Origin of the sequence: Pseudomonas sp. MAG002Y, from assembly GCF_019400845.1 — a bacterium.
GTDB lineage: Bacteria > Pseudomonadota > Gammaproteobacteria > Pseudomonadales > Pseudomonadaceae > Chryseomonas > Chryseomonas luteola.
This window is the reverse complement of the sequence record NZ_WOEJ01000013.1, coordinates 20,527-42,031: the sequence shown is the minus strand read 5'-3', so window position 1 is coordinate 42,031 and position 21,505 is coordinate 20,527. Positions and strand designations below refer to the sequence as shown.

The window sequence follows — 21,505 nt, the reverse complement described above, 5'->3', positions numbered from 1 at the left end:
GTTCATTTCAGCCTTGTCCTAACGGATATAGCTCAGTAACGTTGCCACCCTTGTTTCAATGGAGAGCTCTAGATGTTAGCGCCACGCTTGCTGCTGCCCCTGACCTTGCTGGCCACGTTGCTGGCAGGCTGCCATAGCACCCCGAGCGATAGCATCGCTTCGTCCAAGGCGTCTCAAGGCGTACGCCTGCAAGGTGATTTGCGGTTAGCGAATGACCAGTTACTCTTTCGCCCCTGTCAGGGGCATCGCTACTTTCAAATAGACGATGCGGCCAACACGTCTATTATCAACGATGCTCATGAGTTGACGGCCGATAGCGGTGCCAGCAGCCTATTCGCAGATTTACGCGGAAAGATGAAATCTGGAGGGCCAGCTGGAAGCGATGGCGTATTTGCCGTTTCCGAAGTGTATCGCATGCAGTACACCGGGCCCGGCTGTTCAGACCCTAATTTCAAGCGCCTGACGCTTCGCGCAGCCGGTCATACTCCAGAATGGAATGTGGTAGTAAGTGGCCAGGGCATGGTTATAGCCTCGAACGATCGCAGCCAGCAGGCTCTTCCATATTTGCAGGAGCAACTACCCGACGGTAGTCGTAGCCTGTCTACCGAAGCCAACGGCGAGCGTGTCGAGCTATGGGTTAGTCCGCAGCGCTGTGTTGATGAAAGCACTGGTACGGTTCAATCCCTTCAGGCGGAGCTGCGCGTCAATGGCAAGAGCATGTCAGGCTGCGCGCACTATGGCGGTGCTACTGACACTCATTAAAGAAATCCAGTCCTGCGTGCTGTTACCAAGCCTCAAACAGCACGCATTTGCAATGAAAGCCTCTTATCCAAGGCTCTTCGTTTACTGCCTCATGGCCGCCCGCCTTACATCAGACGAATATCTATTTCGCCAAGCTTACTAGGCCTGCTAGTTTAATATCTGTTTTAGCTGAACTATTTCACACATCAGTCGACATCTTATAGGATGCCTCCCCTCCCCAAGAGTGGCCATCTGCCATCAATGCCTATATTTCAAGACCACTCTGCGCCGCCTTTGCCTACTATGCTCAGTACTACTTTTACCCGCCGCGTATTCCCTCTGGTTACAGTATTGCTGTTCCTGATGTTTTCGCTCGCATGTGGGCTATTGATCCACAACGCTCGTAGCCAGGATCAACAGGCTCAGGCAGACACCTTATACGCTGCTCAAAAAGCCCTTGAAGACCTGAATACAAGCATAAAAAAGGACATATCTGACTATTCCAAATGGGGTGAGCTTTACAAGAACATGCACCTTAAGCTCAACATCAGCTGGGCGTATGACGGAGAAAACCTGGGCGAGTCTATTTATGAGCTCTATGGCTTTCAGGGGTTACTTGTTCTAAATGCGCAGGACAAAACCGTCTATTCGCTGATTGAAGGTGAGCAAACTCCTCTTGATGCCCGGCAATGGCTACAAGGCGATTTTGACGCTCTGCTGAACAAGGCACGCGCGCCTGAAAATAAGGAAGAGGTAGTCAGTGAACTCCTGAAAGTCGACTCAGTACCTGCCATCGTTGCGGCTGGATCCATCACGCCAGGAAAAGACCCAACCGTTAAGGAGCGGCCCGGCACCCGCTCAGTACTTCTCTTCGTCAATATCCTTACACCAGACAAGCTCAAGGCGCTGGGTACGCAATATGGATTAATCAATCTGCGGACTACACAGACGCCTCAGATTGAAGGCTCGTCCACGCTTCGTCTAGCACCTGCCGCTGATAGCTACTTGGCCTGGGACCCGCCCCGTCATGGCCAGGCGCTGCTTGACTCGATTCTTCCCTACTTCGGTATCGCGGGCCTCATGCTGATCGCGTCAACCTGGCTAGTCCTGCGTAATGCACTTTCTACCGCACGACTCATGGAGGCTCATTACGTTGAATTGACTCAGAGCAAGGAAGCTTTAGCGGTTAGCGAGGAGCGCTTTAGAGACGTAGCAGAAGCCGCGTCGGACTGGCTGTGGGAAATCGATGCTCAGTACTGCCTGACCTATCTTTCAGGGCGCTTCGAGGAAGTTACAGGCACTACACCTGAGCAGTGGCTTGGTAAAAACCTTGATGAACTGCTGACAGCAGACCATGAGTCATTAACAACATGGCTGAACCATCGAAGGAACGCCTCTACATCTACTCCACTCGTCTGTCATTATCATGACCGACAAGGTAAGCAGCGGACCTGCCGCGTCTCGGCGCGACCGATAAAAGACGGCACGCAAGGGTTTCGCGGCACGGCCAGCGATATTACCGACGAGGTCAAGGCGCTAGCTCAGGTAAGGCACCTGTCTCTGCATGATCCCTTAACCGATCTGCCCAATCGCAACCGTTTGAACGAGTTTCTAAAAAAGCATGTAGGCCCATCAACACGCGTTGCCCCTGTGGCCTTGTTAAGTGTGGATCTGGATCGCTTCAAACCGGTCAACGATGCGCTGGGTCATGCAGCGGGCGACAGAGTGCTCAGGGAAGTAGCCAAGCGCCTGCGTAATTGCATTCGAGAAGCCGATCTAGTCGCGCGGGTCGGTGGTGATGAGTTTATTGTCGTGATGACCCGCCTTCAGAACCATGAAGAAATTTCTGCACTGAGCTCACGAATCATTGATCAGCTCCATCAGCCTATCAAAGTGGATGACCAGACCGTGTTTATTGGAGGAAGCATAGGCGTTGCACTAGCGCCCTCTGATACAAATAACGCAGAGGAGCTTCTGCGGCTCGCCGATATTGCGCTTTATCAGTCCAAGGCTGCGGGCCGTAATACATGGCGTTTCTACTCCCACGAAATGAACGAGCTGATTACCAGCCGTCGACGCTTGGAGAACGATCTCCGTCAGGCGCTGGAAAGAGAAGAATTGAGCCTCCATTTTCAGCCACGTTATTCGCTTACAGGAAATCGGCTGACCGGGTTCGAAGCGCTATTACGCTGGAAGCATCCTGAACATGGCATGCTGCTACCCGATAGTTTCATTGCACTGGCAGAAGACACCGGCCTTATCGTTCCCATCGGAAACTGGGTACTGAAACGCGCCTGCCACGTAGCCGTCAAATGGCCACAACCGGTGGGTATTTCTGTGAATCTCTCGCCCCGACAGTTTGGTCGTCACGACCTGATCAATCAGGTACAAAATGCGCTGACCGAGAGTAGGCTGGATCCTTCCAGACTTGAACTGGAAATTACCGAGCGCGTCATGCTGGACGATGCTGACGGAGCGCTGGAGACACTCAACAGCCTGAAGGCGCTCGGGATACGTCTCCACATGGACGATTTTGGTACAGGCTTTTCTTCTCTGGGATACCTACGCAGCTACCCCTTTGATGGCATCAAGATAGACCGCAGCTTTGTCGCTGGTATCGGTACAAACCCAGACGATCGCGCTATCGTCCAGGCCATCATTACGTTGGGCCAATCCCTTGGCATGACGGTTACGGCTGAAGGCGTAGAAACAGCAGAGCAACTTGAGCACCTACGTGGCGATGCCTGCGACGAGGTACAGGGCTTTCATTTCAGCAAGGCATTACCTGCGCATGAACTGTCTCTACTGTTTGGCTGAGCAAGCCGAAGCCGCGGTTCAACGCTCGGTAACAACCGCGACATCCGGTCCTGCCCCACGCCGCTGATTACGATCATCACGCGGCGTTACACCAAAGAAATTTCGGTAGGCGCTGGAGAAGTGAGGCCCCGACGAAAAACCGCACGACAGCCCAATTTGAATAATGGATTTGCTGGTCTGCATCAGCATCTTGCGTGCCCGATTTAGCCGAAGCTCCAAATAGTATTGGCTTGGCACACGTGACAGGTACTGCTTGAAAATGCGCTCGAGCTGACGACGTGACACGCAGACATGCTGTGCGATTTCATCAGTGGTAAGCGGCTCTTCAATATTGGCCTCCATGAGCATGACTGCCTGGGTCAGCTTTGGATGACTGGAGCCCAGCCGGTTTTTCAGCGGGATTCGCTGGCGTTCATTGCCCTCGCGGATTCGCTCGACAACCAGCTCTTCCGAAACAACACCAGCCAGGTCCGCCCCATGGTCATGGCTCAGCATGGCCAAGACCATGTCCAGGATAGCCAGGCCACCACAGGCAGAGAGCCGGTCACGGTCCCACTCAAACAGATGATTGGTTGCGATAACCTTGGGATACTGCTCTGTGAAATCATCCAGCCAGCGCCAGTGCACCGCAGCGCGGTAACCATCAAGCAGACCTGACTGCGCCAGCGGAAATACGCCTGCTGAAATGGCCCCTACCTGCACTCCGGATCGAGCGCACTGCTTTAGCGCCGTACTCAGCGGGACCGAGAGTGACTGCGGAATCTCATCCGCCAACAAAAACACTCTTTGGAAGTGCTCCAGTTGAGCGGGCCAGGAGATATGCGTCAAGCGCTGTTCGGCCTGATCGATGCGTATCAATTCAAGCACGTATTCAGCGCTGGCCTGCTGCCGTCTAGCCACTCGAAAGGCTTCTTCGGCCAGGGCTACCGTCAAAGGGCGGGTTTCGGGCCAAATCAAAAAGCCTATACGAATGGCCATATGTTATTTCAAGCTGCCAGACAGGAATTGTTGTAGTCGCACACTGTTCGGATTAGCCAGGACTTCACGAGGATTGCCAGACTCCTCGACGCGCCCTTGATGCAGAAAGATAACCTGATTGGAGACCTCTCTGGCAAAGCCCATCTCATGGGTAACCACCACCATGGTACGCCCTTCAAGCGCCAGATCACGCATCACCTTGAGCACCTCTCCTACCAGCTCAGGATCCAGCGCAGAGGTCGGTTCATCGAACAGCATGACCTCCGGCTCCATGGCCAGCGCGCGAGCTATTGCTACGCGCTGCTGCTCGCCTCCGGACATATGGGCAGGGTATGCATCCTTACGATGAGATACCCCTACCTTGGCTAGATAACGCTCAGCCCGTTCAATGGCTTCAGCCTTGGAAACACCCAGGACATGAATTGGCGCCTCGATCACATTCTGCATCACCGTCATGTGTGACCACAGATTGAAATGCTGAAACACCATTGCCAGGCGCGAGCGCATCTTCTGCAGCTGTTTTGGATCAGCAGCCTTGAGCGCACCCTGCTTAGTAGACTGCAGCTTGAGCTCTTCGCCATTAAGCAGGATTTTGCCCGCATGGGGCTGCTCCAGCATATTGATGCAACGCAGCAACGTCGATTTACCCGAGCCGCTGGAGCCGATGATACTGATGACATCGCCGGCCTTGGCCGCAAGCGAAACCCCCTTGATCACCTCATGATCACCGTAACGCTTGTGTAGATCCTGTATTTCAAGTTTGAACATGGTTTCAAAGCCTTGATTAGTCTAGCCAGTGCACAGGCCCCGGCTCGTACTCGATATTTAATGTTTACGAGGCGCCAGATAGGCGAGCCAGTGCCGCTCGGCCAGTTTGAATAGCCGGACCAGAATAAACGTCAGCGCAAGGTAGAACACGCCGGCGGTGACATAGGCCTCGAAAGGCAGATAAAACTGGGAATTGACTGTACGGGCTGCGCCGGTAATGTCGACCAGGGTTACGATCGAGGCCAGACTAGTCGTCTGCAGCATCATGATGACCTCATTGCTGTACTGAGGCAGTGCGCGACGCAATGCAGAAGGTAATACGATCCGCCGATACATGAGCGAACGGGACATTCCCATCGCCTGAGCCGCCTCGATCTCACCGTGCGGCGTTGCCTTCAAGCTACCCGCAATGATCTCGGCGGTATAAGCGCTCGTGTTGATGGCAAAGGCCAGGCATGCACAAAACGTGGCGTTCGAGAGCCAAGGCCAGAGCCAGCTTTCCCTTATCACCTCGAATTGAGCCAAGCCGTAATAGATCAGGAAAAGCTGCACCAAGCCTGGTGTTCCTCGAATTACATACGTGTAAAGCCAGGCAGGAAAATTGATCAGAATACGCTTGGATACCCGCATAAACGCCAGCGGGATGGCAGCGGCCAGCCCAATGACCAGAGAAACAGCCAGCAACTTCAAGGTAACCAAAAGCCCGTTAAAATAAAGCGGCAAATTTTCCCAGATGACGTTGTAGTCAAAGATCATAGGTCAGCCACCTTAACGCCTGCGGAATAACGTCTTTCAACCAGCCTCAACAACAGAAGCGACACGCTGGTGATAATCAGATAAAGCGCCGCAACAGCCACGTAAAACGTGAAGGGCTCGCGGGTAGCATCGGCCGCCTGCTTGGCCTTGAACATCATGTCCTGCAGTCCCACCAGAGAGATCAGCGCGGTTGCCTTGGTCAGTACCAACCAATTATTGGTAAATCCAGGGATGGCCAGTCGAATCATTTGCGGGACAAGAATTCGGAAAAATACCTGGATGCCGCTCATGCCATAGGCAACACCCGCTTCAGCCTGCCCTTTTGGAATACCCAAAAAAGCGCCTCGAAAGGTTTCGGACAAATATGCGCCGAAGATGAAACCCAGAGTAAAAACACCTGCTGCAAACGGATTGATATCTATGTAATCGTCATACCCCACCATAGGAGCCAGACGATTGATCAAATCCTGACCACCGTAGAAGATCAGCAGAATCAATACCAGGTCGGGAATTCCCCGAATGACTGTCGAATACAGATCGCCCAGCCAAGCCAGCCAGCGTACCGGTGAAAGGCGAAAGGCAGCGCCAGCCAGACCCAGGCCGCAGGCCAACACCATGGATATCAGGGCCAGCTGTATGGTAAGCCAGGCACCATCGACAATATTCGCCCCGTAGCCGTTGAGCATAGTGGACAACTCCTCAGCGCAACAAAATCAAGCGCCCAGATACAAAACAGGCGCGATGGCAGTGAAGCCACCACGCCTCATCAGGATTCGTTAATTTCCGTAAATATTGAAATTAAAGTATTTGTCCTGAATTTTCTTATACGTACCGTTCTCGCGAATGGTGCTGATTGCAGTGTTCAGCTTCTCTTTCAGCTCACCGTCGTTCTTGCGTACAGCGATACCGATACCTTCGCCAAAATACTTGGAATCATTGAAGTCAGGCCCGGTAAAGGCAAACCCTTTGCCTGCATCGGTTTTCAGGAAGCCGTCGTCCAATAAGGTAGCATCGGCCAATGTGCCGTCGAGACGGCCCGCGGTCAGATCAAGATAAATTTCATTCTGAGAGCTATAGCGGGTGATGCTCACGCCGGCAGGCTCCAGTACCTCGGTAGCAAAGCGGTCATGAATACTGCCACGCTGTACACCTAGCTTCTTACCCTTCAGGTCAGTCTTGATATCGTTGACCTGAGCGCCTTCCTTCATCACCAGCTTGGCTGGCGAATTGTAATACTTATTGGTGAAGTCAACGGAACGCTTACGTTCATCGGTGATGGACATCGATGACAGGATCATGTCGATCTTGCGTACTTTGAGTGCAGGGATAAGACCATCAAACTCCTGCTCAACCCACTGGCACTTGACCTTCATTTCAGCACACAGCGCGTTACCGATGTCATAGTCAAAACCCACGATACTGCCGTCGGCTGCTTTCGAGGCAAAGGGCGGATACGCTGCTTCAATTCCGATGCGAACCGGCTTGCCATCGGCCGCCACGGATACGTTGGTGAGAACAGACAGCGCGAGAGCGCCAAGCAATGCCAGCTTTTTCATGCAAGCTCCTACGAAGGAATGGGCTGCGGACGTTGGTTAATAGCCCAGGCCACCAATACGCATGGCAACACTCTATGCACATGCATGGCACCAGCAATGCAGCAGCGTGGGTAGCGGCATTCTAGCGGCAGCCTAGTAAGGGTTATTTCGTCTATGCGACAAGTAATTACAGAAGGGTTTTAGACAGACCTAAACAGTCTTGACAGGCTATACAATAGCATGCTTGAAAAAAATTAAAAATAGATATACGAAGCAATAAGCGCGCCCAAGGGAAATATTTCCTTATGAAACCGCTGCTTAGCTCAAGTCGTGTGGAAACAGGAAAGAAAAATTACCCCGAAATGAAGCCAAGACGTTACCCATGGCCTCATTTCGGCGCATCTGCCGTTACATACTCATGCTACAGCTTGAGTCATGCCACGATGGGTATCAACAAGCTGCTGAACAACACCCGGATCGGCTAACGTTGAAATATCGCCTAACGAGTCATATTCACCCACAGCAATCTTGCGCAGGATCCGACGCATGATTTTTCCAGAGCGTGTTTTGGGCAGTCCCGGCGCCCACTGGATGATATCAGGCGTTGCAATAGGCCCTATATCCTTACGCACCCACTGCTTGAGTTCTTGGCGTAGCGCTTCAGAAGGCTCTTCACCTGAATTGAGGGTAACGTAGACATAGATCCCTTGCCCCTTGAGATCGTGAGGCATCCCTACGACAGCCGCCTCGGCCACCTTGGAATGCGCAACCATTGAGCTTTCGATCTCCGCAGTACCCATGCGGTGCCCCGAAACGTTAAGGACATCATCAACGCGACCAGTAATCCAGAAGTAACCATCCTCATCGCGACGCGCACCATCTCCGGTAAAATACATACCTTTGAAGGTTTTGAAATAGGTATCCACAAAACGATCATGGTCGCCGTAAATCGTGCGTGCCTGTCCCGGCCAGGAATCCAGAATAACCAGATTGCCCTCCGCGGCACCTTCGATGATATTGCCTTCATTGTCGACCAGTGCCGGCTGGACACCAAAGAAAGGACGAGTGGCGGAGCCAGGCTTCAAGGCCGTAGCGCCAGGCAACGGACTGATAAGAATACCGCCTGTCTCGGTCTGCCACCAGGTATCAACAACCGGGCAGCGCTCTTGTCCTACGGTTTTGTAGTACCAGTGCCACGCCTCAGGGTTGATCGGCTCACCTACTGACCCCAGCAGGCGCAGACTTTTACCATCGGCCCCTCGAACAGCCGCATCCCCCTGGGCCATCATCGCTCGGATAGCCGTCGGAGCGGTATACAGAATATTTACTTGGTGCTTGTCGATAATCTGGGCGACACGGGTTACGTCCGGATAGTTAGGGACCCCTTCGAACAATAATGTGGTAGCCCCATTGGCTAAAGGCCCGTAGACAATGTAGCTATGACCGGTAATCCAGCCTACATCAGCCGTACACCAATAAACCTCGCCTGGCTTATAGTCGAACACCCGCTCATGCGTGAGTGACGCATAAACCATATAGCCGCCAGTAGTATGCATGACGCCCTTGGGTTTACCGGTAGAGCCTGAGGTGTACAGGATGAACAGTGGCGCCTCGGCATCCATCTCCTTGGGCTCGCAGTGCGCGGAGGCAACCTGAGTTACGTCGTGATACCAGACGTCGCGGTGCGCATGCCAAGCAATGGGAGCACCCGTGCGCTTGCATACAATGACCTTACGGACACAGCATGTATCCGGATTTGTCAAGGCCTCGTCAACGTTGGCTTTCAGAGGTGTTTTCTTGCCGCCTCGGATACCCTCGTCCGCAGTGATGATGACTTTAGAGCGACAGTCACTGATACGACCCGCTAATGACTCGGGAGAAAAGCCGCCAAAGACGACAGAGTGCACCGCACCGATGCGAGCGCACGCCAACATGGCCACTACTGCTTCTGGAATCATCGGCATATAGATGGTGACTACGTCGCCACGGTGTACATCCTGGCCACGCAGTGCATTGGCAAACTTGGAGACCTCTTCGTGCAATTCACGATAGGTAATGTGACGATGCTCGGAAGGATCATCGCCCTCCCAGATAATAGCCACTTGATCACCCCGCGCTTCGAGATGACGATCAAGGCAATTGTAAGACGCGTTCAACGCTCCATCGGCAAACCACTTGATATCGACATGGTGATCGTCAAATGAAGTTTGTTTGACGCGAGTAAATGGCTTTGTCCAGCTGATCCGCTGGGCCTGCTCCCGCCAGAATCCGTCTGGATTAATCACGGACTTCTGATATAGAGCCTTATAGCTAGCGTCATCAGTCAGCGTCAGGGCGGCTACTTCAGGACGTACGGGATAGAGGGATGCGGCACTCATGGCGGTTACCTCAACGGAGAAGTTTGTTGTTTTTGTAGTTCCGTTTTACTGGCTGAGCGCCTTGGTAACTATTCGACAAAGGTCTTAACGGCTATCTCAGTACTGATGCTGCTTGATCATGGACAGGAACGTAAATCGCTGATGTCCCGGTGAAAGACAGCCGAGGCGCCAGATAATCTAATTACCATCAAAAAGGCAGGCTTACATCAAAAGAAGGGAGTCATGCTCAGGAAACACTGCAGACAAATCAAATGCCCGTACAAACTCCTCTATGAAAAATCAACCCGGCCACGCCCTGCCTTGACTGCACTGCGCTTGGTCTTTCCTTCGAGTCGTCTCTTTTTGGACGCCAGCGTTGGCTTGGTTGGGCGACGTGTTTTTTTAACGCGGGTAACACTCTGAATAAGCTCAGCAAGACGCGTTAATGCATCTTCACGGTTCTGCTCCTGCGTTCTGTATTGCTGCGCCTTGAGTACCACAACACCTTCACGCGTAATACGCGTGTCCTGCAGAGCCAGCAGCCTTTCCTTATAAAAATCCGGGAGCGACGAAGCCCGAATATCGAAACGCAAATGAATAGCGCTGGACACCTTGTTTACATTTTGGCCGCCCGCCCCCTGAGCACGCACCGCCGTCAATTCCACTTCAGTATCTGGCAGGGAAACAGTATTGGATATACTAATCATTGATATGCAGCCATAAGCAAGGACGTACCTTGATAGACCTCAAGGGATCATGAGGGTTTAAAGACAATAGGCGGACTAGAACTCAGTACCGCGCACCAACCACATGCCCAAAAGCTCGGAGAGGTTATCGAGGGGCTGATAACCATTGGTGACAAGTGCTAGTTGACCCTCACGCTCCGCCAGCAAGGTTGGGAAGCCTGCAATGCCTAAATTGAGAGCCCAGTCAAAGTCCGCCTGGGTTGCGGCTCTTGTTTCTGGGGCATCGAAAGCCGGAGCAAACTCAATGCGAGGCAGCCCTGCCTTCTCCGCCAGCTCAACAAGAACAGCCGGCTGGGTAACATCGCGGTTTTCTACATAAAAAGCACGCTGGATAAGCTTTGCCAGCGGCCATACCGCCTGCTCACCCAATCCTCTTGCTGCAACCAGTGCTCGACAGGCCGGTTCTGTATCGTAGACAAACCCTTCAGGCAGCGCATTGTCAACCGTGAAGGGTTGGCCTGTAGTTTCCTCGACTGCTTGCCAATAAGACAGAGTACGCACCCGCGCTGCGGCATCCATGGCGACTCGCTCTCTACGCAGCCCACCTACGACAAGATGCATGGGCACGCCATAGAGACGTGCCTGCTCAGCCAGTGCTTCCATGACAGGCGCGAACCCCCAGCACCAGGAACACATAGGATCCATTACATAGAGCAATCGCGCCTTCATAGGTCAAGCCTCCTGCGATAGCTTGGAAACTTGTCGGGGATCCCGGCCAATGGGATGCGGCTGATTCCGCTGCCTGGCCAGCTCAATCTGCTTCTGACGCTCACGTGCGCTGATACGTGTTTTTTCTGGCAATGAGTCCCAGCAATGAGGGCAGCTAATGCCAGGCACGTAGTGCTCAGATTCCCGATCTGCAGCTGATATGGGCGTCCGGCAAGCATGACACTGATCATACTCCCCTTCACTCAGATCGTGCCTGACCGTTACACGGTTATCGAACACAAAACAGTCGCCCTGCCAAAGACTGTCTTCCTGCGGCACCTCTTCCAGATATTTCAGAATACCACCCTTAAGATGATAGACCTCTTCGAAGCCCTCATTGAGCATGAAGCTCGACGCTTTCTCGCAGCGGATACCACCAGTGCAGAACATGGCCACTTTTTTATGACGGGAAGGATCAAAATTCTGCCTGACATACTGAGGAAACTCGCGGAAGGATTTGGTCTTGGGATCCACCGCATTGGTAAAGGTCCCGATACCGACCTCGTAATCATTGCGCGTATCAATCAATACAACATCAGGGTCTGAAATAAGCGCATTCCAGTCTTTCGGATCTACGTAGGTTCCAACCTTCTTGTTGGGATCGACGCCCGGCACGCCCAAGGTAACAATTTCCTTCTTGAGCTTGACCTTGGTCCGATAGAACGGCTGCTCATCGCAATAGGATTCCTTGTGCTCAAGATCAACCAGACGCGAGTCTGCCTTCAAAAAAGCCAGAACCGCATCAATTCCGGCCCGAGAGCCAGCAATGGTGCCATTGATGCCCTCTTGCGCCAGTAGCAGGGTGCCCTTTACCTCATTGTCCAACATGACAGTAAGCAAGGGCTCACGGCGCTCGACGTAATCTTCAAGAGTGACAAATTTATACAGTGCAGCTACAACAATAGAACCAGACATGTCAACTTCTCCAGTGGTCGTCCTCGTAAGGGACGGACCGGTTAATGCACAACGCCGGCAAAGGCCGGCGCTGGAGCGACAAGTCTAAGGAAGCGCGACGGGCTTGAACAGAGCCCTCAAGCGGATCACAGCCACTTCTAGTCGTGCAGTCCGTCATGCTTGCTGCCACCGCGACATGTCGGCGACTCAGGTGCCATTCCTTGTCTGGCCCACTCTTCGGGTGTGTAGGTATGAAGCGCCAGGGCATGAAACTCACCCATCAGCCCACCCAGCGCCCCGTAGACCTTCTGATGCCGCTTAACGGCATTCAACCCTTCAAATTGTTCACTGACCACTACAGCCTTGTAATGGGTTTCCTGACCACGGCTGTGCATGTGGCTTTCGTCAACAACATCAAGATGCTGCGGCTGCAGCATGCTTAACGTTGAAAGAATACGGTCGCGCATACTCATGGATAGGTCTCGCTTATTTCTTAGAACCGCTACCTTCAGGAGCAGCCTGTGGCTTAACACCCAGCTCCTTATCCATATCACTCAGCAGCTTGTTGACCTGGGGAACTGCCTGCTCGAGCTTGCCCTGGGTCAGCTGGGCAGACTGCATGGAGATCTGCGGTAGCGTATTCATCATTTTCTTACCCAGTGGAGACTGGTAGAAGTCGATCAAGTCTTTCAGCTCGGCTTCACTGAAGTTCTGAGTATAGAGTTTGACCAGATCAGGCTTAACCTTGTCCCAACCAATCGACTTGTCCAGTGTTGCATTAGCACGCGCAATGTAGCTTTCAAGAACAGCCTTCTTGCTCGGAGCCTTGGCCTGGGCGAAATGCTGATCAAACAATTCATGCACTTGGGCATAAACCGGTGTAGTGAGCTTGTCGGCGTTGGCCAGCTTTAGAAACCGCTCGGCTTGGGCAGCATGGCTAGCCGCATCAGCCAGGGCCAGGCCACTGACACCAGAGAGCATCACAGCGGTGCAGACAGCACGAAAAGTCTTCATCGGACATCCTTTAAACATGAATAGCGATAGCTAAAAGATCTGTATTCTGCCCACGTGTTTCCCGATGACTCAAGTCGTATTCCGGCTCCGTTCAGGCAAGCTTCAGCATCTTCAATGGTAAATCTAGCTGAAATCTGACCCGCCTAATGTTTTCGGAACCCACCCCACATCTGAATAGACTAATCACCGATAAGCGCTAGCCTTGGCCCTATTGGTTTCCCATTACTGCTTGAAAGCCTTTCATTGGCCAGCGCGCCGACCACCCAAAATTTGCATGCAGGAGAGCATCATGAGCCGTACCGAAACCGACAGCCTAGGTCCTGTAGAAGTCGACGAAAATGCCTATTGGGGAGCTCAGACACAGCGCTCTATGGAAAACTTCGCCATTGGTGGCCAGAAAATGCCGCTGGCGATCGTGCATGCACTTACGCTGATCAAGAAAGCAGCGGCTCGGGTGAATGCAGGGTTAGGCGAATTGCCGCAAGAGATAGCGGACCTTATCGAGCAATCAAGCAATGAGGTGCTTGAAGGGCGTCATGATGATCAGTTTCCCTTGGTTGTCTGGCAAACCGGCAGCGGCACCCAAAGCAATATGAACGTCAATGAGGTGATCGCGGGGCGCGCCAATGAACTTGCAGGCCAGGGCAAGGGTGGCAAGAAGCCTGTGCACCCTAACGACCATGTCAACCGCGGCCAAAGCTCCAACGACTGCTTCCCGACTGCAATGCACATCGCAACCGCACAAGCCGTACTGGGAGATCTGCTGCCTGCTATCGATGAGCTTTCCGGAGGTCTGGCCCAGCAGGCCGCACGCCATATGAGTCTGGTCAAAACTGGCCGTACCCATATGATGGACGCAACACCTATTACTTTCGGCCAGGAAGTATCGGCCTACGTCGCTCAGCTCGACATCGCTCAGAGCGCCATTCGCTCAGCCCTTCCAGCCATTTATGAACTTGCTCAGGGCGGAACGGCAGTAGGAACTGGCCTCAACTCTCCCAAAGGCTTCGACGAGGCGATTGCAAAAGAAATTGCATCACTTACCGGCCTACCCTTTGTCACCGCACCTAACAAGTTTGCTGCCCTGGCAGGTCACGAACCACTTACCGCACTGTCAGGCGCACTGAAAACGCTGGCCGTAGCCCTCATGAAGATTGGTAACGACCTGCGCCTGCTAGGCTCCGGCCCCAGGGCAGGCTTTGCCGAGGTCAAGCTACCAGCCAATGAGCCTGGCAGTTCCATTATGCCCGGCAAGGTCAATCCAACCCAGGCGGAAGCATTGACCATGCTGGCCTGCCAGGTAATGGGGAACGATACCACCATCACTTTCGCTGCCAGCCAGGGGCATCTGCAGCTGAACGTCTTCAAGCCTGTCATTGCCTATAACATTCTTGAATCCATTCGCTTACTGGCCGACGGCTGCCGCAATTTCAACAAACATTGCGTAGCCGGCATGGAGCCTGACGCCGAGAAAATGGCAGCTCACCTTGAGCAAGGTCTGATGCTTGTAACAGCCTTGAACCCCCACATTGGTTATGACAAGGCCGCTGAAATTGCGAAGAAGGCTTATGCCGAAAATAAGACCCTCAGAACAGCAGCCCTTGAGCTTGGTCATCTGAACGAGGCGCAGTTCGATGAGTGGGTAAGGCCTGAAACCATGCTGGAAGCAGGCAGCCATGGCTGAGCCAAGAACGGGCGCAACACCTCTAGAGGGCGATGGCAAACGAGTCCTGGTTATCCAGGGCTCGCCCAAGAGCGAAAGCTTCTGTCATGCGCTGAGCGCAGCCTATATACAAGGGGCTCGCCAACATAATCATGTAGTACGTGAATTACGACTGAGAGAGCTTAGTTTCGACCCGGTACTTCGAGAAGGCTACGATAAGAGCCAGATTCTTGAAGAAGATTTGCTGGAAGCTCAACGACTGATTCATTGGGCAGAACATCTTCTATTTGTTTACCCCATCTGGTGGGGTGGTCTACCTGCCCTTTTAAGCGGCTTTATCGAGCGTGTTTTCTTGCCAGGCTTTGCATTCGCTTATCGCGATCAGATCTGGGGAGGCGAACAACTTCTATCAGGCCGAAGCGCTGACCTTATCGTCACTGCTGACAGTCTGCCTACTCCTTGGAAGCGCCTGAGAGGACTTTCTCCGCATCGCCTCATGATGCGAGAGGCCTTGGATGTGTGTGGCATACAGATTCGTGATCACCTGGAATTCGCACCAATAAGAGCAAGTAGCGAGGAACAACGATTAAGATGGCTTCAAGATGTGCAAAGAATGGGGTCGCACTTGAACTAGAAACCTTTATTAAAAGGTATGCTGCTAAATTAATTACTCGAACTTGATAAATAGTCTTTTAATAAGAAAGCCCCAATATGCATAACAGAACTGACTTCGTAGAAACCAAACCTTATTTGAGTTGCGCTGGCGCATGCTTGTCAGCGCCCTTTCATGACAAAACATAATTTCATATTATGTAACAATCTTTGTTTTTAGCACTCTCGCTTCGACTCCTTTTCCGCTTCTTTTTGTAGTACTTGCCTGCTGTCAATTCCCTACAATCAACAATCTCTCAATCAAGGTGCGACATATTGAAGCAGGCATTGAAAAATCAAGGACTTAGCTAGCTCCTTGTATCGCCTAAAAGCGACTCAATGATAGACGTGAACCCTAGATGAACTTAAACTGCGCACGGCCCGATAAGGCGTGCCTTGAAGCGCTCTTGAGAGAGAAAAAACACCTGATTGATAGCAATATGCCTATATAAGGCAGGGTGAATTTTCAACTTGCAACAATATGCTCACTAGCAAGCAGATGGCTTCAAGTCCACCGGGTTGGTAAGCAAGCGAGATTGGTCCGGATGCTGCCCATTAGCGCGTCCGCATAGGCCTCGTGCTTATTGGTACAGCTTACGCTACCCAAGTTGCAGCGTTATTTTTGGTACACGGCACTGACGTGAATAAGATTCATGGCACGGCCAAGCCTTAAATGTATCCCCTGCTATGCTTGGTACTACCACGAGCGCGTAGCCTGTCTGGAAGAGTCCTGTTTTCCAGTCGCGATCGATTTCAACATTAAGGCCCGAACAAGCCCGCACTCTACGCAGGCTAGGTAAGGAGGACTGGTGAAACGTGCAATCCAGACGTAGGCCCAAGACTGGCTCAGCTTGGCTCAAATGGATTTCGGTCGTAACATATCCTTACATGTGGCTCAATGACGCATTTGACGTTATCGACACGTTTGTAATGACCGCGACACCCAAAGCTTCATCAGCCTGACCTATTTCTGCGCCGCACTAAATTAGTGATGGTACCGATTACTGGCTATCCCCTGAAACGAAGAGTGCCCCTCAACCGAGGTCGTGAGATGAGAAAAAAGAAACATAGTATTTTTTCTAGCCTATTGGCTTTAGGTGCCACTGGTTTACTCAGTGGTTGTAACATGACGCTTTTAGATCCTAAAGGTCCAGTAGGGTTAGAAGAAAAGCATCTTATATTAACTGCCTTCGGCTTGATGTTGATTGTGGTTATCCCAGTCATCGTCATGGCGATCCTTTTCTCAATCAAATATCGCGCCTCCAACAAGGATGCGGATTACGCACCCAACTGGGCGCACTCGACCAAGGTCGAAGTGATTGTGTGGGGTGTTCCGCTGGTGATTGTGGCTATTCTGGCCGTGCTCATCTGGAAGACCAGCCACTCTCTTGACCCTTTCAGGCCGATAGACTCTGACGTCAAGCCGATTACCATCGAAGCTATTTCTACCGATTGGAAATGGGTTTTCGTTTACCCGGAACAGGGTATTGCTACAGTTAACGAGATTGCCTTCCCGGCTAATACACCGGTCAACTTCCGCATTACTTCTGACTCGGTCATGAACACCCTGTTTATCCCGGCATTGGGCAGCATGGTTTATGCCATGGGCGGCATGCAGACCCAGCTGCACCTGATGGCCCATGAAACCGGCCAGTATGGCGGTGGTTCGGCCAACTACAGTGGCGCTGGCTTCTCGGACATGAAGTTCATCGCCCATGCTACGACACCTGAAGAGTTCGACGCCTGGGTTGCCAAGGTCAAGGCCTCTCCCAAGACGCTGAGCTCCGAGATTTATGCAGACCTGGCCATGCCTAGCGAGAAGCACCCGATTGAGTATTACTCATCCGTGGCTCCTCACCTTTTCCAGGACATCATCGATAAATACTTGAAAGGCGATTACAGCAAGCGCGTAGATCAGGTAATGGATCAGGCAATGAATAAGAGTGCGCACGAAGGTGCGGCGGAGTAAATCATGTTCGGAAAATTAAGTCTTGCAGACATTCCTTATCATGAACCGATCATCGTAGGTGCGGTCGGTGCCATGATTCTGGGTGCGATAGCCGTATTTATCGGCCTCACCTATTTCAAGAAATGGGGCTACCTGTGGTCCGAGTGGATCACGACGGTTGACCACAAGAAAATCGGGGTAATGTACATCCTGGTAGCGCTCATCATGTTGCTGCGCGGTTTCTCCGACGCCATCATGATGCGTGCACAGCAGGCGATCGCAGCCGGCGGTGCGGAAGGCTATTTACCTCCACATCACTACGACCAGATCTTTACCGCACACGGCACGATCATGATCTTCTTCGTGGCCATGCCTTTGGTGACAGGTCTGATGAACGTTGTGGTGCCGCTGCAAATCGGTGCGCGGGACGTCGCGTTCCCTTTCCTGAACTCGTTCAGCTTCTGGATCTTCGTGACGGGCGCTGTGCTCATCAACCTGTCCTTGGGCGTCGGTGAGTTCGCTGCAACAGGTTGGGTGGCCTATCCCCCACTGTCGGGCATTCAATACAGCCCGGGTGTTGGTGTGGATTACTATATCTGGGCACTTCAGCTTGCAGGTATCGGTACACTTCTAACAGGCGTGAACTTTGTAGTTACCATTCTTAAGATGCGTACTACAGGCATGACGCTGATGAGAATGCCGATTTTTACCTGGAACGCCCTGTGCACCAGTGTTCTGATCCTCGCAGCCTTCCCGATTCTGACTGTTACCCTGGCTCTGCTCACGCTTGACCGTTATCTGGGTATGCACTTCTTCACCAACGAGCTTGGTGGCAACCCCATGATGTACGTCAACCTGATCTGGGCGTGGGGTCACCCGGAAGTATATATCCTCATTCTGCCCGCCTTTGGCGTGTTTTCTGAGGTTGCTTCTACATTCAGCGGCAAGCGCATGTTCGGCTACGTATCCATGGTATGGGCTACGCTGGCTATTACCGTGCTGTCCTTCATTGTATGGCTGCACCACTTCTTCACTATGGGCTCCGGCGGCAACGTCAACGCGTTCTTTGGTATCGCTACGACTATTATTGCCATCCCGACTGGCGTGAAGATCTTTACCTGGCTCTTCACCATGTACAAGGGCCGTATCCGCTTCACTACTCCGATGATGTGGACCATTGGTTTCATCATCACCTTCAGTATCGGTGGTATGACCGGCGTTCTGCTGGCTGTCCCAGGTGCCGACTTCGTTCTGCACAACAGCCTGTTCCTGATCGCTCACTTCCACAACGTGATCATCGGCGGTGCGGTCTTCGGTTACTTCGCGGGTGTAGCTTACTGGTTCCCGAAATCGTTCGGCTTCACGCTTAACGAAAAACTGGGCAAATGTGCCTTCTGGTGCTGGTTGGTTGGCTTCTACGTTGCCTTCATGCCGCTTTACGTCCTGGGCTTCATGGGTATGACTCGTCGTCTGAACCATTATGACAACCCAGACTGGCATCCTTGGCTGATCGTGGCTGCCATCGGTACAGCCATCATTCTGTGTGGCGTTATCTTCCAGCTGCTGCAGTTCTACGTCAGTATCCGTGACCGCAAGCTGAACCAGGATGTAACCGGTGACCCATGGGGTGGCCGTACTCTGGAATGGTCCACTTCCTCGCCGCCACCGTTCTATAACTTCGCAGAACAGCCGGTTGTTGATGACATCGATGCTTACTGGGGTGCCAAAGAGAAAGGTCTGGCCGAGCGTAAGGCTGCTGACTACAGAGACATCCACATGCCACGCAATACCGGTGTTGGATTCATCATCAGCGCATTCGGTCTGGCTTTTGGCTTCGCTCTTATCTGGCACATCTGGTGGCTGGCCATCGTTGGATTCGTCGGCATGATCGTTACGTTCATCATTCGTAGCTTCGATGATGACATCGACTACTACGTACCTGCCGCCGAAGTGGCACGTATCGAGAATGAGCGTCTCCAGAAACTAGCAGCGAGTCAGGCTTAAACCTATGTCTAGTCAAGTTCTTCATAACCAAGTTGCCCATGCTGAGGAGCATGGGCACCACGATGCCGGATCCATGACTGTATTCGGCTTCTGGCTCTACCTGATGACGGACTGCATTCTGTTTGCGACTATTTTCGCAACCTATGCTGTTCTGAGTGGCAGCTTTGCTGGTGGTCCTACCGGCAAAGAGATCTTCGAACTGCCCTACGTTCTGGTAGAAACCTTCTTGCTGCTGTTCAGTAGTATCACGTATGGCTTTGCCATGATCGCTGCGCACAAAGAGCAGAAGAGCAAAGTCCTGGGTTGGCTGGCGATTACCTTCCTGTTCGGTCTAGGCTTCATCGTGATGGAAATCAACGAATTCCATCACCTGATTGCAGAAGGTTTTGGCCCTCAGCGCAGTGCCTTCCTCTCAGCCTTCTTTACCTTGGTTGGTACTCACGGTCTGCACGTAACATCCGGTCTGATCTGGATGGCGATCCTGATGATTCAGGTTAGCCAGAAAGGCTTGACTGCGACCAATCAGACTCGCCTGATGTGCCTGAGCCTGTTCTGGCACTTCTTGGACATCGTCTGGATTTGCGTGTTTACCGTTGTATATCTGATGGGGGTTATGTAATGGCTCACGAACACGGACATATCGTCCACGCGGGCTCTAGCCACGGCACTGTGAAGTCCTACATTATCGGCTTCGTTCTGTCCGTCATCCTGACCGTGATCCCATTCGGCATCGTTATGAACCCTGTACTATCACAGTCGGCTACGCTGATCGTGATTTGGGTAATGGCGCTTGTGCAGATTTTTGTACACCTGGTGTTCTTCCTGCACATGAACACGTCGTCTGAGCAGCGTTGGAACGTAATTGCCTTTGCGTTTACCGTTCTGATCACTGTTATCTTGGTCGCGGGCTCGCTGTGGATCATTCACGGCATGCATAGCAATATGCTCGCCCACTAAGAGTCGCTTCGATGATCAAGAAATACCTACTTATAACGAAGCCAGGCATTATCTTCGGCAACCTGATCTCGGTTGCCGGAGGTTTTTTCCTTGCTTCGAAAGGAAGCATCGACTTAGCACTTTTCTTAGCTACCGCAGTAGGGGTGTCTCTGGTCATCGCTTCCGGCTGCGTCTTCAATAACTATATTGACCGTGACATTGATAAGGTCATGGAACGGACGAAAAATCGTGTCCTCGTCCAAGGACTTATCTCTCCAAGTGTCACATTGTCCTATGCCACGCTCTTGGGCATTGCGGGTATCGCACTTCTTTACTTCAAGGTAAATGCGCTATCCGCAGCCTTTGGGCTCATGGGATTCGTTGTGTATGTGGGTCTATACAGCCTGTGCCTGAAGCGTAAATCTGTGTATGGCACCCTAGTGGGTAGCCTGTCGGGTGCGGCTCCTCCTGTAATCGGCTATTGCGCCGTTAGCAATGAGTTCGATATGGGTGCCGCTATCCTTCTGCTGATTTTCTGCCTCTGGCAAATGCCGCACTCCTACGCCATTGCAATCTTCAGACTGAACGACTATCGGGCAGCTTCAATTCCGGTATTGCCAGTCATGAAGGGTATCCCTGTAACCAAGCGCCATATTACGGTCTATATCCTGGCCTTTCTGGCCGCTACGCTAGCGCTCACGATTGGGGGCTACGCCGGTTATAAGTACTTGGTGGTTGCAGCAGCCATGGGCGTTTACTGGTTGCGCATGGCTCTAATGGGCTACAAGACCAACGATGACAATGCCTGGGCAAGAAAATTGTTCGTCTTCTCCATCGTTACGATCACTGCGCTGAGCGTGATGATGTCGGTAGACTTCAATGTTCCTGCCTCTGAAGTACTGGTAGCGATGGCTCGCTAACAGTGCCTCACCTCAGGGCCTGGACAACTCGTTCAGGTCCTGAGTCCCCTCCCCTGCTCCCTACTACCG

Annotated in this window: 20 protein-coding genes; 9 read left to right on the top strand and 11 right to left on the bottom strand. The window is 52.4% G+C overall.

Annotated elements, in window-relative coordinates; translation table 11 throughout:
* The first annotated feature begins 72 nt into the window (after positions 1-72).
* Both GM154_RS18090 and GM154_RS18085 read left to right on the top strand, forming a co-directional pair.
* Positions 73-762: a hypothetical protein gene (locus GM154_RS18090; RefSeq protein WP_219652981.1), complete on the top strand. Its 690-nt coding sequence runs from the start codon at positions 73-75 to the stop codon at positions 760-762.
* Between the two features lie 282 nt (positions 763-1,044).
* On the top strand, positions 1,045-3,558 hold the full coding sequence (locus GM154_RS18085) for an EAL domain-containing protein (protein WP_219652980.1): 2,514 nt from the start codon (positions 1,045-1,047) through the stop codon (positions 3,556-3,558).
* Positions 3,559-3,576: 18 nt separating this feature from the next.
* Here the strand turns inward: GM154_RS18085 and GM154_RS18080 are convergent, their stop codons facing one another.
* The 11 genes from GM154_RS18080 to GM154_RS18030 all read right to left on the bottom strand — a co-directional run bounded on the left by GM154_RS18080 (position 3,577) and on the right by GM154_RS18030 (position 13,314).
* Positions 3,577-4,536, bottom strand: coding sequence for a GlxA family transcriptional regulator (locus GM154_RS18080; RefSeq protein WP_019365888.1), 960 nt, complete (start codon positions 4,534-4,536; stop codon positions 3,577-3,579).
* Between the two features lie 3 nt (positions 4,537-4,539).
* On the bottom strand, positions 4,540-5,304 hold the full coding sequence (locus GM154_RS18075; RefSeq protein WP_219652979.1) for an ABC transporter ATP-binding protein: 765 nt from the start codon (positions 5,302-5,304) through the stop codon (positions 4,540-4,542).
* A gap of 57 nt (positions 5,305-5,361) precedes the next feature.
* On the bottom strand, positions 5,362-6,060 hold the full coding sequence (locus GM154_RS18070) for an ABC transporter permease (protein ID WP_010797675.1): 699 nt from the start codon (positions 6,058-6,060) through the stop codon (positions 5,362-5,364).
* Positions 6,057-6,746, bottom strand: a complete 690-nt coding sequence (locus tag GM154_RS18065; RefSeq protein ID WP_010797674.1) for an ABC transporter permease — start codon at positions 6,744-6,746, stop codon at positions 6,057-6,059. The genes GM154_RS18070 and GM154_RS18065 overlap by 4 nt, the downstream gene beginning before the upstream one ends.
* A 90-nt stretch (positions 6,747-6,836) precedes the next feature.
* Positions 6,837-7,616, bottom strand: coding sequence for an ABC transporter substrate-binding protein (locus GM154_RS18060; protein ID WP_074827516.1), 780 nt, complete (start codon positions 7,614-7,616; stop codon positions 6,837-6,839).
* Positions 7,617-8,011: 395 nt separating this feature from the next.
* On the bottom strand, positions 8,012-9,973 hold the full coding sequence (acs, locus tag GM154_RS18055) for an acetate--CoA ligase (RefSeq protein ID WP_219652978.1): 1,962 nt from the start codon (positions 9,971-9,973) through the stop codon (positions 8,012-8,014).
* Between the two features lie 269 nt (positions 9,974-10,242).
* Positions 10,243-10,659: an alternative ribosome rescue aminoacyl-tRNA hydrolase ArfB gene (arfB, locus tag GM154_RS18050; RefSeq protein WP_219652977.1), complete on the bottom strand. Its 417-nt coding sequence runs from the start codon at positions 10,657-10,659 to the stop codon at positions 10,243-10,245.
* Between the two features lie 75 nt (positions 10,660-10,734).
* The gene (locus tag GM154_RS18045) at positions 10,735-11,367 is read right to left on the bottom strand and encodes a DsbA family protein (RefSeq protein WP_219652976.1); all 633 of its coding nucleotides are present in this window, start codon (positions 11,365-11,367) and stop codon (positions 10,735-10,737) included.
* 3 nt (positions 11,368-11,370) lie between these two features.
* Complete coding sequence (locus GM154_RS18040) at positions 11,371-12,321, bottom strand: rhodanese-related sulfurtransferase (protein ID WP_019365884.1); 951 nt, start codon at positions 12,319-12,321, stop codon at positions 11,371-11,373.
* 137 nt (positions 12,322-12,458) lie between these two features.
* Complete coding sequence (locus GM154_RS18035) at positions 12,459-12,773, bottom strand: BolA family transcriptional regulator (protein ID WP_010797668.1); 315 nt, start codon at positions 12,771-12,773, stop codon at positions 12,459-12,461.
* Between the two features lie 13 nt (positions 12,774-12,786).
* Complete coding sequence (locus GM154_RS18030) at positions 12,787-13,314, bottom strand: DUF2059 domain-containing protein (RefSeq protein WP_074827526.1); 528 nt, start codon at positions 13,312-13,314, stop codon at positions 12,787-12,789.
* 289 nt (positions 13,315-13,603) lie between these two features.
* Here GM154_RS18030 and GM154_RS18025 point away from each other — a divergent pair, with 289 nt between their 5' ends.
* The 7 genes from GM154_RS18025 to cyoE all read left to right on the top strand — a co-directional run bounded on the left by GM154_RS18025 (position 13,604) and on the right by cyoE (position 21,436).
* Entirely contained in the window at positions 13,604-14,998 is a 1,395-nt protein-coding gene (locus tag GM154_RS18025) for a class II fumarate hydratase (protein ID WP_074827527.1), read from the top strand.
* On the top strand, positions 14,991-15,611 hold the full coding sequence (locus tag GM154_RS18020; protein WP_219652975.1) for an NAD(P)H-dependent oxidoreductase: 621 nt from the start codon (positions 14,991-14,993) through the stop codon (positions 15,609-15,611). The genes GM154_RS18025 and GM154_RS18020 overlap by 8 nt, the downstream gene beginning before the upstream one ends.
* A 1,068-nt stretch (positions 15,612-16,679) precedes the next feature.
* A complete protein-coding gene (gene cyoA / locus GM154_RS18015; protein WP_219652974.1) occupies positions 16,680-17,597 on the top strand; it encodes a ubiquinol oxidase subunit II in 918 nt (305 codons plus the stop codon).
* Between the two features lie 3 nt (positions 17,598-17,600).
* Entirely contained in the window at positions 17,601-19,580 is a 1,980-nt protein-coding gene (gene cyoB, locus GM154_RS18010) for a cytochrome o ubiquinol oxidase subunit I (RefSeq protein ID WP_219652973.1), read from the top strand.
* A 4-nt stretch (positions 19,581-19,584) separates the two neighbouring features.
* A complete protein-coding gene (locus GM154_RS18005) occupies positions 19,585-20,199 on the top strand; it encodes a cytochrome o ubiquinol oxidase subunit III (RefSeq protein ID WP_219652972.1) in 615 nt (204 codons plus the stop codon).
* Entirely contained in the window at positions 20,199-20,537 is a 339-nt protein-coding gene (gene cyoD, locus GM154_RS18000) for a cytochrome o ubiquinol oxidase subunit IV (RefSeq protein ID WP_219652971.1), read from the top strand. The genes GM154_RS18005 and cyoD overlap by 1 nt, the downstream gene beginning before the upstream one ends.
* Positions 20,538-20,548: 11 nt before the next feature.
* Entirely contained in the window at positions 20,549-21,436 is an 888-nt protein-coding gene (cyoE, locus tag GM154_RS17995; protein WP_010797660.1) for a heme o synthase, read from the top strand.
* The last annotated feature ends 69 nt before the right edge of the window (positions 21,437-21,505 follow it).

Excerpts from the sequence above, each read along its gene's own strand:
- GM154_RS18060 (WP_074827516.1), bottom strand. The coding sequence starts at position 7,616 with ATGAAAAAGCTGGCATTGCTTGGCGCTCTCGCGCTGTCTGTTCTCACC.
- GM154_RS18085 (WP_219652980.1), top strand. The coding sequence starts at position 1,045 with ATGCTCAGTACTACTTTTACCCGCCGCGTATTCCCTCTGGTTACAGTA.
- acs (WP_219652978.1), bottom strand. The coding sequence starts at position 9,973 with ATGAGTGCCGCATCCCTCTATCCCGTACGTCCTGAAGTAGCCGCCCTG.
- GM154_RS18080 (WP_019365888.1), bottom strand. The coding sequence starts at position 4,536 with ATGGCCATTCGTATAGGCTTTTTGATTTGGCCCGAAACCCGCCCTTTG.
- GM154_RS18090 (WP_219652981.1), top strand. The coding sequence starts at position 73 with ATGTTAGCGCCACGCTTGCTGCTGCCCCTGACCTTGCTGGCCACGTTG.
- arfB (WP_219652977.1), bottom strand. The coding sequence starts at position 10,659 with ATGATTAGTATATCCAATACTGTTTCCCTGCCAGATACTGAAGTGGAA.
- cyoE (WP_010797660.1), top strand. The coding sequence starts at position 20,549 with ATGATCAAGAAATACCTACTTATAACGAAGCCAGGCATTATCTTCGGC.
- GM154_RS18020 (WP_219652975.1), top strand. The coding sequence starts at position 14,991 with ATGGCTGAGCCAAGAACGGGCGCAACACCTCTAGAGGGCGATGGCAAA.
- cyoB (WP_219652973.1), top strand. The coding sequence starts at position 17,601 with ATGTTCGGAAAATTAAGTCTTGCAGACATTCCTTATCATGAACCGATC.
- GM154_RS18070 (WP_010797675.1), bottom strand. The coding sequence starts at position 6,060 with ATGATCTTTGACTACAACGTCATCTGGGAAAATTTGCCGCTTTATTTT.
- GM154_RS18005 (WP_219652972.1), top strand. The coding sequence starts at position 19,585 with ATGTCTAGTCAAGTTCTTCATAACCAAGTTGCCCATGCTGAGGAGCAT.
- GM154_RS18045 (WP_219652976.1), bottom strand. The coding sequence starts at position 11,367 with ATGAAGGCGCGATTGCTCTATGTAATGGATCCTATGTGTTCCTGGTGC.
- cyoA (WP_219652974.1), top strand. The coding sequence starts at position 16,680 with ATGAGAAAAAAGAAACATAGTATTTTTTCTAGCCTATTGGCTTTAGGT.
- GM154_RS18065 (WP_010797674.1), bottom strand. The coding sequence starts at position 6,746 with ATGCTCAACGGCTACGGGGCGAATATTGTCGATGGTGCCTGGCTTACC.
- GM154_RS18025 (WP_074827527.1), top strand. The coding sequence starts at position 13,604 with ATGAGCCGTACCGAAACCGACAGCCTAGGTCCTGTAGAAGTCGACGAA.
- GM154_RS18040 (WP_019365884.1), bottom strand. The coding sequence starts at position 12,321 with ATGTCTGGTTCTATTGTTGTAGCTGCACTGTATAAATTTGTCACTCTT.
- cyoD (WP_219652971.1), top strand. The coding sequence starts at position 20,199 with ATGGCTCACGAACACGGACATATCGTCCACGCGGGCTCTAGCCACGGC.
- GM154_RS18030 (WP_074827526.1), bottom strand. The coding sequence starts at position 13,314 with ATGAAGACTTTTCGTGCTGTCTGCACCGCTGTGATGCTCTCTGGTGTC.
- GM154_RS18035 (WP_010797668.1), bottom strand. The coding sequence starts at position 12,773 with ATGAGTATGCGCGACCGTATTCTTTCAACGTTAAGCATGCTGCAGCCG.
- GM154_RS18075 (WP_219652979.1), bottom strand. The coding sequence starts at position 5,304 with ATGTTCAAACTTGAAATACAGGATCTACACAAGCGTTACGGTGATCAT.